Source organism: Tabrizicola sp. TH137 (genome assembly GCF_002855575.1).
Taxonomy (GTDB): Bacteria; Pseudomonadota; Alphaproteobacteria; order Rhodobacterales; family Rhodobacteraceae; genus Paragemmobacter.
In genome coordinates, this window is the sequence record NZ_PKRQ01000001.1 from 732,505 (window position 1) to 745,870 (window position 13,366).

13 protein-coding genes are annotated in these 13,366 nt (G+C 65.9%); 11 read left to right on the forward strand and 2 right to left on the reverse strand.

Annotated elements, in window-relative coordinates; genetic code table 11:
- The first annotated feature begins 262 nt into the window (after nt 1-262).
- From C0V75_RS03670 to C0V75_RS03700, 7 genes are all read left to right on the forward strand, one after another.
- Nucleotides 263-823, forward strand: a complete 561-nt coding sequence (locus C0V75_RS03670) for a DUF3576 domain-containing protein (RefSeq protein WP_101919519.1) — start codon at nt 263-265, stop codon at nt 821-823.
- A gap of 79 nt (nt 824-902) precedes the next feature.
- Complete coding sequence (gene leuS / locus C0V75_RS03675; RefSeq protein ID WP_101919520.1) at nt 903-3,500, forward strand: leucine--tRNA ligase; 2,598 nt, start codon at nt 903-905, stop codon at nt 3,498-3,500.
- Complete coding sequence (gene lptE, locus C0V75_RS03680) at nt 3,487-3,981, forward strand: LPS assembly lipoprotein LptE (protein WP_101919521.1); 495 nt, start codon at nt 3,487-3,489, stop codon at nt 3,979-3,981. Before leuS ends, lptE begins: the two co-directional genes overlap by 14 nt.
- Complete coding sequence (holA, locus tag C0V75_RS03685; protein ID WP_101919522.1) at nt 3,978-4,994, forward strand: DNA polymerase III subunit delta; 1,017 nt, start codon at nt 3,978-3,980, stop codon at nt 4,992-4,994. The genes lptE and holA overlap by 4 nt, the downstream gene beginning before the upstream one ends.
- 87 nt (nt 4,995-5,081) lie before the next feature.
- Nucleotides 5,082-6,155 carry an HPP family protein gene (locus C0V75_RS03690; protein ID WP_101919523.1) on the forward strand — a complete coding sequence of 358 codons (1,074 nt, stop codon included), beginning with the start codon at nt 5,082-5,084 and terminating at the stop codon, nt 6,153-6,155.
- A 32-nt stretch (nt 6,156-6,187) separates the two neighbouring features.
- A complete protein-coding gene (locus tag C0V75_RS03695) occupies nt 6,188-6,619 on the forward strand; it encodes a GAF domain-containing protein (RefSeq protein ID WP_101919524.1) in 432 nt (143 codons plus the stop codon).
- A 61-nt stretch (nt 6,620-6,680) separates the two neighbouring features.
- Nucleotides 6,681-7,583 (forward strand): LysR substrate-binding domain-containing protein, encoded by a 903-nt coding sequence (locus tag C0V75_RS03700; protein ID WP_101919525.1) that lies wholly within the window; start codon nt 6,681-6,683, stop codon nt 7,581-7,583.
- 71 nt (nt 7,584-7,654) lie between these two features.
- Here the strand turns inward: C0V75_RS03700 and C0V75_RS03705 are convergent, their stop codons facing one another.
- Together C0V75_RS03705 and C0V75_RS22700 are read right to left on the reverse strand one after the other, a co-directional pair.
- The gene (locus C0V75_RS03705; protein WP_101919526.1) at nt 7,655-8,191 is read right to left on the reverse strand and encodes a VPLPA-CTERM sorting domain-containing protein; all 537 of its coding nucleotides are present in this window, start codon (nt 8,189-8,191) and stop codon (nt 7,655-7,657) included.
- Nucleotides 8,192-8,819: 628 nt separating this feature from the next.
- Nucleotides 8,820-9,200 (reverse strand): hypothetical protein, encoded by a 381-nt coding sequence (locus C0V75_RS22700; protein WP_143710375.1) that lies wholly within the window; start codon nt 9,198-9,200, stop codon nt 8,820-8,822.
- Between the two features lie 165 nt (nt 9,201-9,365).
- On the opposite strand from C0V75_RS22700, the gene C0V75_RS03710 reads away from it, so the two are divergent.
- From C0V75_RS03710 to C0V75_RS03725, 4 genes are all read left to right on the forward strand, one after another.
- A complete protein-coding gene (locus tag C0V75_RS03710; RefSeq protein ID WP_216821394.1) occupies nt 9,366-10,529 on the forward strand; it encodes an ABC transporter substrate-binding protein in 1,164 nt (387 codons plus the stop codon).
- Nucleotides 10,530-10,610: 81 nt separating this feature from the next.
- Entirely contained in the window at nt 10,611-11,618 is a 1,008-nt protein-coding gene (locus tag C0V75_RS03715) for an ABC transporter ATP-binding protein (protein ID WP_101919527.1), read from the forward strand.
- Entirely contained in the window at nt 11,615-12,559 is a 945-nt protein-coding gene (locus C0V75_RS03720) for an ABC transporter permease (protein WP_101919528.1), read from the forward strand. The genes C0V75_RS03715 and C0V75_RS03720 overlap by 4 nt, the downstream gene beginning before the upstream one ends.
- Complete coding sequence (locus C0V75_RS03725) at nt 12,549-13,355, forward strand: ABC transporter permease (RefSeq protein ID WP_101919529.1); 807 nt, start codon at nt 12,549-12,551, stop codon at nt 13,353-13,355. Before C0V75_RS03720 ends, C0V75_RS03725 begins: the two co-directional genes overlap by 11 nt.
- The last annotated feature ends 11 nt before the right edge of the window (nt 13,356-13,366 follow it).

The following is a 13,366-nucleotide window of genomic DNA, read 5'->3' on the forward strand; positions in this document are numbered from 1 at the left end:
TCTTAGGAACGCCCACCCCAGGGGAATCCGGGTTGGGGATGACGCTTTCATCAAGCTTAACGCCCCGGATTGCAACGACGGACGCGAGTGGAAAGTTAAAGCCCTCCGCCGTGGTGCAGTCTTGCCACAGTCATATTTCCCGCCCTCCCGCCCTGCCTTTCCAGTGCCCGGCCCCGCGGCCGCGCGCCCATGCGGGGGGAAAAGCCTTGGCACGCCGGAAAGGCTGGGCTAGACAACGGACCAAAGGATAACGGGGGTCTGGATGAACCTGCATCGCTGGGCACGGGTCGCGCTGATGGGCGGCGTCGTCATCTCTCTGTCCGCCTGCGGTTCGGGCTTTGGCAGTGGCGGCCTGTTCGGGCGCGGCGGCAATGCCGAGGCAACGTCGATCCCCGCCGAGGACCTGCTCGATCGCCGCGAACGGGCAGAGGCGCAGCGCGCCGCCGCCGAACGGGCGCGCGGGCCGCGGACCACCCGGTCTTCCTTCCTCGATCTGTTCCGCAACGGCACCGATCCCAACACCACGGTCGAGGTGAACAAGTATCTCTGGGTTGCCGCCCAAGATGTGCTGAATTTCCTGCCCATCGAATCGGTCGATCCCTTCACCGGCGTCATCGTCACCGGCTTTGGCACCCCGCCCGGCGGCGGCCGCGCCTATCGCGCGACGATCTATGTGCAGGACCCGGCGCTGGATGCGCGCAGCCTGAAGGTCGCGTTGCAGTCGAGTGGCGGCGGCGCGGTCGATGCCGGAACCGTCCGCGCTGTCGAGGATGCAATCCTCACCCGCGCCCGCCAGCTGCGGATTCAGGACAGCAACCTGTAAGCCGACCCCTCGCCCCGGCTGGACCTTGGCCGCGCGCCTTGTATAACGGCGCGCGCAACCGATTGCTTGGGACAAGATGATGTCGCGCTACGAACCCGGCCAGACCGAACCGAAATGGCAGACCGCCTGGGAAAAGGCAGGTGCCTTCACCGCGCGGCGCGACCCGGCCAAGCCCAAGTATTACGTGCTGGAGATGTTCCCCTACCCGTCGGGGCGCATCCATATGGGCCATGTGCGCAACTACACGATGGGCGATGTGGTGGCGCGGCAGAAGGCGGCGGCGGGGTATTCCGTCCTGCACCCGATGGGCTGGGACGCCTTCGGGATGCCCGCCGAGAATGCCGCGATGGAACGCGGCGGCCACCCCAAGGACTGGACCTACGGCAATATCGCCGACATGCGCGCCCAGATGAAACCGCTGGGCCTGTCCATCGACTGGTCGCGCGAATTCGCCACCTGCGACCCGGAATATTATGGCCAGCAGCAGGCCATGTTCATCGACATGATGGAAGCGGGGCTGATCTACCGCAAGAATGCCATCGTGAACTGGGACCCGGTCGATATGACCGTCCTCGCCAATGAACAGGTGATCGACGGCAAGGGCTGGCGGTCCGGCGCGGCGGTGGAGCGGCGGGAACTCACGCAGTGGTTCTTCAAGATTTCCGACTATTCCGAAGACCTGTTGAACGCGCTCGACACCCTGACCAACTGGCCTGAAAAGGTGCGGCTGATGCAGGCCAACTGGATCGGCAAGTCGCGCGGGTTGCAATTCGCCTTCGACACCGTCGCTGCGCCTGCGGGCTTTGACCGGCTGGAGGTCTATACCACCCGCCCCGACACGCTCATGGGCGCCTCCTTCGCCGCCATCTCGGCCGATCACCCGCTGGCCAAGGCGCTGGAACACGACCCCAAGGTCGCGGCCTTCATCGCCGAATGCCGCAAGGGCGGCACCTCGGCCGAAGAAATCGAGACGGCAGAAAAGATCGGCTATGACACCGGCATCCGGGTAAAGCACCCGCTGGACCCGGCATGGGAACTGCCGGTCTGGATCGCCAACTTCATCCTGATGGATTACGGCACCGGCGCCATCTTCGGCTGCCCCGCGCATGACCAGCGCGATTTCGACTTCGCCACGAAATACGGCCTGCCGATCAAGGCCGTCTTCGTCGCCGAAGGCGCAGAGGATGCCCCCTTAGCAGAGGCTTTCGTGCCGATGAAATCCGAACGCGTGACCTATGTCCGCGGCTTTGCGGGCGCGGCCACCCAGACCGGCGAAGAGGCCATCGCCGCCGCCATTTCCCACGCCGAAACAAATGGTTACGGCAAGGGCGTCACCAAGTATCGCCTGCGCGACTGGGGCATCTCGCGCCAGCGCTATTGGGGCTGCCCGATCCCCGTCATCCATTGCGCCACCTGCGGCGTGGTGCCGGAGAAGAAGGAGAACCTTCCCGTCACCCTGCCCGATGACGTGACCTTCGATGTGCCCGGCAACCCGCTGGACCGCCACCCGACCTGGCGCGATTGCACCTGCCCGAAATGCGGCGCCAAGGCCCGGCGCGAGACGGACACGATGGATACTTTCGTGGATTCGTCCTGGTACTACGCCCGCTTCACCGCGCCCCGCGCCACCACGCCGACCGTGGCGGAAGATGCCGAGTACTGGATGAATGTCGATCAGTATATCGGCGGGATCGAACACGCGATCCTGCACCTGCTCTATTCCCGCTTCTTCGCCCGCGCGATGCAGAAGACCGGCCACCTGCCGCAAAAGGCCGTGGAGCCGTTCAACGCCCTCTTCACCCAGGGCATGGTCACGCATGAGATCTACCTGACCACAAAAGTGGAGGGTAACGCATTTCGTGGTATTGGTGAGGAACCGGCAAGATACACTACCAAGTACCACTTTCCTGAAGAAGTGGAGAAACGCGACGACGGTGCGTTCCTGATCGCGACAGGCGAGCCAGTGGAAATCATCCCGTCGGCCAAGATGTCCAAGTCAAAGAAGAACGTCGTCGATCCGATGAACATCATCGCCCAGTTCGGCGCCGATACCGCGCGCTGGTTCGTGATGTCCGACAGCCCGCCCGAACGCGACGTGGAATGGACATCCTCCGGCGCCGAGGCGGCCTTCAAGCACCTCTCCCGCGTCTGGCGCATCGCGGATGAAATCGCCAAGTCCGACGCCCCTGCCAACCCCGCCGAAGACACCGCGCTGGCCCGCGCCACCGCAAGGGCGATCGACGAGGTGACGAAGGGCATCGAAGGCTTTGCCTTCAACAAGGCCATCGCCAAGCTCTACGAATTCACCAACACCGTCCAACGCTCGCAGGCTGGTGCGGCGGCCAAGCGCGATGCGATGCGCGTGATGGCGCAGCTCATGCAGCCCATGACCCCGCATCTGGCCGAAGAAGTCTGGTCGATGCTGGGCGGCGCGGGGCTGGTGACGCTGGCCCCCTGGCCCAAGGCCGATCCGGCGCTTCTGGTCGAGGACAGCGTGACCCTTCCCATCCAGATCAATGGCAAGCGGCGGGCGGAAATCACCGTTCCGAAGGACATGCCTGCAACCGAGGTTGAAAAGATCGCCCTCGCAGACGAAGCTGTGGTCAAGTTCCTCGCCGGGCAACCGGTGAAGAAGATCATCGTCGTCCCGGGGCGCATCATCAATGTCGTTGTCTGACCGCCGCCTGTTCCTTCTCGGCCTCGCCGCCCTGCCGCTTGCGGCTTGCGGCTTCACCCCCGCCTATGGCCCCGAAGGCGGGGCCTCGGCGCTGCGCGGGCGCGTGCTGGTGCAGACCCCGCAGACGAAACAGGATTTCGACTTCGTCGCCCGGCTCGACTCACGCCTCGGCAGGGCCACCGATGCGGCCTATGACCTTGGCTATTCCATCTCCACCTCGCGCCAGTCAGGCGGCATCACGGCCAGCAACGTGACCACCCGCTACACCTTGCAGGGCAGCGCCACCTGGACATTGACCGAACGCGACAGTGGCGAACGCGTGGCGGGCGGAACCGTGCGCGCCTTCGCCTCCTGGTCGGCCACCGGCACCACCGTCGCCAGCCTCGCCGCCGAGGATGATGCCGCGCGCCGCCTGTCCATCATGCTGGCCGATCAGGTGATGCTGCGCCTCATCGCCGCCGCGCCCAGCCTGACCCCATGATCCTCAAGGGGGCCGAGGCCGCGCGCTATTTCACGCGCCCCGATCCGGGCCGTCCCGCCCTGCTGATCTTCGGCGCCGATCCGATGCGCGTGGCACTGAAACGGCAGGATGTCATCGCCGCCCTCATCGGCCCCGAGGGCGAGGGCGAGATGCGCCTGACCCGCATCCCCGCCGCCGACCTGCGCAAGGACGCGGCCCTTCTGGCCGACGCGATCAAGGCGCAGGGCTTTTTCCCCGGCCCCCGCGTGGCCTTTGTCGAGGATGCGACCGACAGCCTGACCGCCACCCTGACCGCCGCCCTCTCCGATTGGCGCATGGGCGATGCCACGATCATCGTCACGGCCGGCGCGCTGACCGGCAAATCCGCCCTGAAGACCCTGTTCGAGAAACACCCCAGCGCCCTCTGCATCGGTCTCTACGACGATCCGCCCACGCGCGAAGAGATCGAAGAGGCGCTGAAGAAGGCCGGTCTCACCGCCATCGACCGCGAGGCGATGGCAGACCTCACCTCCCTTTCCCGCATGCTCGATCCCGGCGATTTCCGCCAGACGCTGGAAAAGATCGCGCTTTACAAGCATGGCGACCCGACCCCCCTGACCCCGGCCGAGATTGCCGATCTTGCCCCCGCCACGGTGGAGGCGGCGGTCGATGACCTGATCACCGCCGTCGCCGACAGGAAGGTGGAGGCGATCGGTCCCCTCCTGCGGCGGCTGGAGGCGCAGGGAACACAGCCCGTCGGCCTCTGCATCGCCGCAATGCGCCATTTCCGCACCCTGCATGCCGCGGCAAGCGAACCGGGCGGGGCCGCTGCCGCCTTGGGCCGGATGCGGGGGATGAACTTCAAGGTCCGCGACGCGATGATCCGCCAGGCCGGGACATGGCCGCAGCGGAAACTCGAAGACGCCATCGCCCATCTGGTGGAAACCGACCTGACCCTGCGCTCGGCCTCGCGCGCCCCGGCGATGGCGGTGATGGAACGGGCGCTTCTGAAACTGGCCCTGATGCGGGGCTGAGGTCGCATCCGGACGCCCGGACGTCCATCCCGGCCTGTTCCGCGCCCGGCCGCCCGCGCAGGATGGGCAAAGCGAAAGGCCCTGCGCATGTTCAACCGCCTCCGCCCCTTCGGCCCCGCCATGCCTTCCCCGGCATGGCGCGAGGCGCTGCGCGCCGCCTGCGGGGCAGGGGTCGGCCTTCTGGCCTGCGAGGCGTTGCTATGGCTCGTCACCCCCGGCGCGGCTTCGGGGCCGGTTCTGCTGATCGCGCCCTTCGGTGCTTCGGCTTTCCTGATCTTCGTGGTGCCGAACAGCCCGCTGGCACAGCCCTGGTCGGTGGTCGCAGGCAACAGTGTCGCGGCGCTTGCCGCGCTGGGAACCGTCGCCCTGCTGCCCGATCCGCGCCTTGCCGCCCCGCTGGCTGTGGCGCTGGCCGTGCTTCTGATGGCTGCACTCCGCGCCCTGCACCCGCCCGGCGGGGCCGTCGCCCTTGCCACCGTCCTGGCGGCGGGCGATCCGGCCTTTCCCGGCCTGGCCTTCGCTGCCCTGCCCGTCGCCGCCGGATCCTTGGGCCTTGTCCTGGCCGGGCTGCTCTGGAACCGGGCCACCGGCCGCGCTTACCCGTTTCGCCAGCCTGCCACATCATCCGCTCATGGCACCCGCGATGCGGCCCCCGACCACCGCCTCGGCCTGCCCCCAGAGGCGCTGGCGGCGCTGCTCGACCGGCTCCGCATGGGCCCGAATATCGGCCTGGGCGATCTGACCCGCGTGCTGGATGCCGCCGAGGCCGAAGCGGCCGCCCGTCACCTTCAGGGCCTGCGTGCCGCCGGGGTGATGTCGCGCGATCTCGTCACCGTTCCCCCCGATGCGACTGCCACCACACTGGCGCAGCTGTTCCGCCGCCACGGCTTCAAGACCCTGCCCATCCTGGAAGACGGGCTTTACCGTGGCCTGGTGGACCAGTCGGCGCTTCTTGGCCTGACCGACCCCGCCGCCACCGCAGCCAGCCTTGCCCGCCCGGTGACACCCCTTCCGCCCGAAGCGGAGGCGGCGGATCTGATCGACCGCCTCGCCGATGGTCGCCAGCAGGCCGTCCCGATCACCGAAGATCGGCGCCTCGTCGGGCTGGTCACCCACTCCGACCTCATCGCCCTTCTCGCCGCGCGCCTGCGAGGCGGCTAGACAGCCGCGCCCGCCCATGTCGTTATGGCCGCATGTCCGATGCCTTCACCGCCCTTCATCAGGAATGCGCCGCCCTCGGCACGCGGCTTTTCACCCTCACCACCCATGATCTTGGTGCAGGCCTGTTCCGCCGCGTCCACAGCTCGCATCCCGGCGAATACCCCACCCATGGCACCAAGCCGCTCCTGCGCGATGCTTGGTACGATCTCTGCGTTACCCGCGCGCAGCCCTTCATCGCCAACAGTCCCGAGGAATTCGCCACCGTCTTCTTCGATCACGCGCTGATCACCGCGATGGGCCTCGGCTCGGCTGCCAATCTGCCAGTCATCGCGCCGGATGGCACCGTTCCCGGCACCGTCAACCTGCTGGCCGAGGCCGATCACTTCACCCCTGACCGCCTTGCCGCCTATACCGCCCTGATCGACCGGCACCGCCCCGCCCTTCTGCCCTTCATCTTGGGATAAATACTCCGCGGGGGTCCGGGGGCGCGAAGCCCCCGGGTGCCTGCCACAAAGCGAACCGCCCATGGCCTTCACGCTCCGCCAGCTTCAGTTCTTCGTCGCCGCCGCAGAGGCGGGCAGCGTCTCGGGTGCGGCCCGCGCGCTTTCCATCTCGCAATCCTCTGTGACCGAGGCGATCCGCGCGCTGGAGGATGATCTGGGCGTAATCCTCTTCGACCGGCAGGCGCGCGGGCTGCTGATCACCCACAAGGGCAGTGCCTTCCTGCGCCATGCGCGCCAGATCCTTGCCGATGTCGCCACGGCCCGCACCGCCTTCCGCGATGAGGCGGAAACCGCCACCGGGCGGCTTTCTCTCGGCGTCACCTCGCTGGTGGCGGGCTATGTGCTGTCCGACATCCTGTCGCGCTTCCGCCGCGCCTTCCCGCAGGTCGATCTGAACGTGATCGAGGATAATGGCGACTATCTCCAGCATCTGCTGATCGGAGGGGAGCTGGACGTGGCGGTGCTGCTGACCTCTTCGGTCAAAGACCGGATGGCCTTGCAGGTGGAAACGCTGCTCGTCTCTCCCTACCGGCTCTGGCTGCCGCTCGGCCATGCCCTGGCGCAGCAGGAGGCTATCGCGCTGGAGGAACTGGCAGGCCAACCCCTGATCCAGCTCATGGTGGACGAGATCGAGGAAAGCACCCGCCGCCTGACCGCCGCCCTGCCGGTGAAGCCCGAAGTCGCCTTCCGGACCCGCAGTGTCGAGGCCGTGCGATCGCTGGTGGCAACCGGCGCCGGGCTCGCCATCCTGCCCAGCCTCGTCTATCGCCCCTGGTCGCTGGAAGGCGACCGGATCGAGATCCGCGACGTGTCAGGCGACTTGCCCACGGTTCAGGTCGGCCTCGCTTGGCGCCGCGGCGCGCCCCTGTCACCGCCCGCGCTGAACTTCATCCGCTCGGCCCAGAGCAACGTGCCGAACCGCTGACCGCCGCCCTGAAATGCAAAAAGGCGCCACGCATCGCGCGACGCCCCTGCAATGTCCTTTTTCGTGCTGGCTCAGGCCGTCTTGCGACGACGCAGAAAGCCCAGACCAGCCAGACCGGCCAGAAGACCCAGCATCGACGCGGGCAGCGGCACTGCCGAGATGCTCGCCTGAAGGGTGCCGGAGTTGTCGTTATAGGCAACGTCGCGGAAGAACAGCGAGACCGAGGTCGATGCAGCCGTGTAAAGGATCTGATACGTGTGCGACGGATTGAACGCACCCCAGTTGATCGCGCCAAGCCCAAGAATCTCGACACCCACGTCCGTGCCGAAGGGAGACGGGATCGTCGACGTGTCGGACCAGACAGAGCCACCGGGCGTGCGCTGGAAGTACTCAGCATCGCCGCGACGACCATCAAGACCAGACACGATCGCAGTGCCAGAGATCGTCAGAAAGTACTGGTTCCCGGCGGTCAGCCCCGAAAGAACCAAAGGAGAGGTGATCGACGTACGAACGTCAATGTCACCCGAGTCAATCACCGCCGCATTGGAGACGTTCGCAACCCCGAGGGTCGACAACGCCAGTGCGGCTGCAAGCATGAACTTTTTCATAACGGACCCCCGTCCAATAAACACTCTTTCACCGTGTATTGCGGATGGGCACGGCCCGAGTCAAGTTTTCTTTACCAATCCTAATATGACGTTTTTCTAACGGGCATTGGGGTTACAGGGCGTTCTCAAGGCTGCGGCCAGTGCTCTGCCGGGTCTCTCCAGCCACTCGGAATGGCCGTTTGCCATCGCCCGAGATGCCACCAGTTCCGAACTCCAGCGTGTATCGCCCTGCGGCAGGCAATCCGACCCGCGGGATGGCCCATCGCATGCGTTAGACGGACTGCGTCCCGTCGGCGAACCGCCGCCTCGAGAGAGGATCTGACGGACCCCAAGCTAAGCCACTGAATTAAAACAGGTTAACAGCACTCCCAAGAAAGCCCGCCAAGACCGCAGGCGGCAGTCTCCCAAGGAAGACGCGGCGACAAGGGGAATTCTGCCGCCGAGGTCCATTTCCGCCCCCAGCGCCCCGTGATAACCTGAGGTTGTGCCCCGCTCTTCACGCCTTAACGGCACCGCCAGAACTTTCCCTGCCGAGAAACCGGCGCGAACCGGCCGCTCGGCACAGCCCCGGCGCCCCATGGCAGAGGCTGCACCTGCGGCAAACATTCGCCGAACTGTCGATGACTGCCTAAACAAAATGCAGGTTCTGCCGTGCGCTGCTGTCATCCATGGCGCCCGATGCATGGCTGACAGCAGCTTCCTCGGCGATGATTCCCGTGTTTTGGCCGAGGACACCGCCCGCACAGGCCCTTCCGGCGCCATGACACGAATCAACCCGCTCAGTCGCTCCCAACTCACGATCCGACCGGTCTGTTTGACCCTCACATAAGGGTTCGCGCGCGCGAGCGGGCAGATGCGCGCGCACGGAACCCAAAAAAAAGGCACGCTCCGACCAAAGCAACACGGCATCCAGGGCAAAGACCAGCATGCACACCAGCACCAGTGCCCCCTTGCCACCTCCCCCAACCACACCAGCCCCTGCCGCAGCGCGGCGTATCCCGTCGGTCATCGTCAGCCGCCCATCCCGACCCATCGGAAAAACCGAATGCACCCATCAGCGTTTTGATATTGCGAAACGCCCGCGCCCGCATACCGTAGCGGCCATGACCGGAACACCGGCATCCGCGCCTGGGCATCCGCGCCCGCGCGCGCCACCAACGGGAGATCATCCAGCATGACCATAAGCAGCCTGAAGCTTGCCGCCACCACCGCCCTTGCCCTGATCACCGGCCTCAGCCCCGCCGTCGCCCAGATGACGGAGATCGGCCCCGGCGAAGGCGAACTCTCCATCGTCGCCTGGGCCGGCTATATCGAACGCGGCGAAACCGATCCGAAATTCGACTGGGTCACGAAATTCGAGGAATCCACCGGCTGCAAGGTCAGCGTGAAGACCGCCAACACCTCGGATGAAATGGTCGCCCTGATGAACGAAGGGGGCTTCGACCTCGTCACCGCTTCGGGCGATGCCTCGCTGCGCCTGATCGCGGGCGACCGCGTGCAGGAAATCAACACCGCCCTCATCCCGTCCTGGGGCACGATCGACCCGCGCCTTCAGAACGCGCCCTGGTATGTGGTGGACGGCAAACATTACGGCGTGCCTTATATGTGGGGGCCGAACGTCCTGATGTACAACACCGAAGTCTTCAAGGAACCGCCCACCTCGTGGAATGTGGTCTTCGAGGAGCAGACCCTCCCCGACGGCCAGTCGAACAAGGGCCGGGTGCAGGCCTATGACGGCCCGATCCATATCGCCGATGCCGCGCAATACCTGATGTTCCACAAGCCGGAACTGGGCATCACCTCGCCCTACGAGTTGAACGAAGATCAGTACAAGGCCGCGCTCGATCTGCTGCGCGGACAGCGCGAACTGGTCAGCCGCTACTGGCATGACGCCTTCATCCAGATCGACGATTTCAAGAATGAAGGCGTGGTCGCCTCCGGCTCCTGGCCCTTCCAGGTGAATCTGCTCAAGGCGGGCGGTGCGCCGGTTGCTTCGGTCATCCCGCAGGAAGGCGCCACCGGCTGGGCCGACACGACGATGCTGCATGTCGATTCGGAACATCCGAACTGCGCCTATATGTGGTTCGAACATCAGCTTTCTTCGAACCTGCAATCCGACCTGTCGGTCTGGTTCGGCGCGAACCCCTCGGTTCCCGCCGCCTGCACCGACGGGCGCGGGATGCAGACGGCCGAGGGCTGCACCACCAACGGTCTGGATGATTTCGAAAAGATCCGCTTCTGGACCACCCCGGTCGCCGACTGCTCGCAGGGCGAAGATACCTGCGTGCCCTATTACCGCTGGGTGTCCGACTATATCGGCGTGATCGGCGGCCGCTGACCGGCCCCTTTCCAACCAAGCAGGGTGCGCGCCTTCGCGCGCACCCTCCCTCTCCTTTTGCCTGTCGGAGTCCTCCCCTCCATGACCGCCGCCGTCGAATTCCTTCGCGTTTCGCGCCATTTCGGCCCCGCCTCCGCCCCGGTAAAGGCGGTGGATGGTGTCGATCTGACCATCGCGGAAGGGTCCTTCTTCGCCATGCTCGGCCCCTCCGGCTCTGGCAAGACCACCTGCCTGCGCCTCATCTCGGGGTTTGAAAAACCCACCAGCGGCACCATCCGCATCTTCGGGCAGGACGTGGGCGACATCCCCCCGAACCGGCGCAACGTGAACACGGTCTTTCAGGATTACGCCCTCTTCCCCCATATGAACGTGCGCGACAACGTGGGCTACGGCCTGATGGTCAAGGGCGTGGACCGCCGCACCCGCGATGCTCGCGCCGAAGAGATGCTGGCGCTGGTGAAACTCGAAGGCTACGGCGACCGCAAACCGGCACAGCTTTCGGGCGGTCAGCGTCAGCGCGTCGCGCTGGCCCGCGCCCTGGTGAACGAACCCAAGGTGCTGCTGCTGGATGAACCGCTCGGCGCGCTGGACCTGAAACTGCGCGAGGCGATGCAGGATGAGTTGAAGGCCCTGCAATCCCGCCTCGGCATCACCTTCGTCTTCGTGACGCATGACCAAGGCGAGGCGCTCAGCATGGCCGACAGCCTTGCCGTCTTCAACGAAGGCCGCATCGCCCAGATCGGAACCCCGGCCGAGGTCTATGCCCGCCCCCGCACCCGGTTCGTGGCCGATTTCGTCGGCTCCTCCAACGTCCTGCCGCCCGAGGTGACGCGGGCCTTCGGCGGGCCGATGAAATGGGCCTCGCTCCGCCCGGAAATGCTGCGCGTCACCGCCGCCGATGGCGTGGCGCTGGCGGGCACCGTCACCGGCATCCGCTACCTTGGCGCGGGATCGCGCCTCTCCGTCGCGCTGAACGGCACCGAGGTTGCGGCCCTTCTGCCCGCAGGCCAGCCCGTGCCGGAACCGGGCGCCACCGTGGGCCTCGCCTTCGATCCCGCTGCGCTGCATGTGATGGAGGGCGAGGGATGACCTCCCCCACCCCCGCCATCCTGCCCGAACGCGGGCTTGCCGACCGGCTCACCGCGCTTTTCTGGCGCCATCCGCGCCTGCTGCTGGCCGTCCTTCTCACCCCGCCGCTGCTCTGGCTGGGGGTCGTCTATCTCGGCTCGCTCTTTGCCCTGCTGCTGCAATCCTTCTATTCGATCGACGAATTCTCCGGCGTGGTGAAAGAGGAATTCACCCTCAAGACCTATGCCGAGCTGTTCCGCGCCCAGAACCTCGACATCATCATCCGCACGCTGGTCATGTCCGCCGCCGTCACCATCGGCTGCGCGCTGATCGCCTTTCCCATCGCCTATTACGCCGCCCGCTTCGCGCGGGGAAAGTGGAAGGCCGTCTTCTACCTTGGCGTCATGCTGCCGCTCTGGTCCTCCTACCTCGTCAAGGTCTATGCGTGGAAACTGATCCTCGCGAAGGAAGGCATCATCACCTGGGCCGCCGAAGGCGTGGGCCTGTCGATGATCCTGAACGCCATCCTCGCCATCCCCGGCATCGGCGGGAACTCCCTCTCCACCAGCCCGCTCGGCACTTTCATCGTCTTCGTCTATGTCTGGCTGCCCTACATGATCCTGCCGATGCAGGCCGCGCTGGAACGCGTGCCCACCTCGATGCTGGAAGCCTCCGCTGACCTTGGCGCCTCGCGGGCGCAGACCTTCCGCACGGTGATCCTGCCATTGGCCATGCCGGGCGTCATCGCGGGGTCGATCTTCACCTTCTCGCTGACGATGGGCGATTACATCATCCCGCAGATCGTCGGCACCTCGGCCCGTTTCATCGGGCTGGCGGTGTATCAGTTGCAGGGGACCGCCGGGAACATCCCGCTGGCCGCCGCCTTCGCCGTGGTCCCCATCGTCATCATGCTGATCTACCTGACCATCGCGAAACGGAAGGGGGCCTTCGATGCACTCTGACCGCGCCTCGCTGGGATTGAAGATCGCCGCCGTCGGGGGCCTGCTGTTCCTCCACCTGCCGATCCTGCTGATCTTCCTCTACGCCTTCACGACCGAGGACAAATCCTACCAGTTCCCGCCCCCCGGCCTGACCACCCAATGGTTCGGCGTGGCCTGGAACCGCGAGGATATCTGGCCGCCCCTCTACCTCTCGCTCTGGGTCGCCACGATTGCCACCTTCCTCGCCATGATCCTCGGCACGCTGGTTTCTGCCGCCATGGCGCGCACCGCCTTCTTCGGGCGCGAACAGATCAGCCTTCTGATCATCCTGCCCATCGCGCTGCCCGGCGTCATCACTGGCATGTCGCTGCGGTCGGCCTTCTCGATCATGGACATACCCTTCTCCACCTGGACCATCATCCTCGGCCACGCGACCTTCTGCATCGTGATCGTCTATAACAACGCCGTCGCCCGCTTCCGCCGCCTGTCTGGCGGCATCTTGGAGGCCTCTGCCGACCTCGGCGCCAACAGCTTCCAGACCTTCCGCTATGTCCTGCTGCCCAACCTCGGCACCGCCCTTCTGGCAGGCGGGATGCTCGCCTTCGCCCTGTCGTTTGACGAGGTGATCGTCACCACCTTCACCGCCGGCCAGCAAAGCACCCTGCCCATCTGGATGCTTCAGGAACTGGTCCGCCCGCGCCAGCGGCCGGTGACCAATGTGGTGGCCATCGTCGTCTTCCTCGCCACCTTCGTCCCCATCCTCATCGCCTATTACCTCACCCGCGGCGGGTCCGAGACCGCCGGTGCGGGCAAATGACCAAAGGGAGG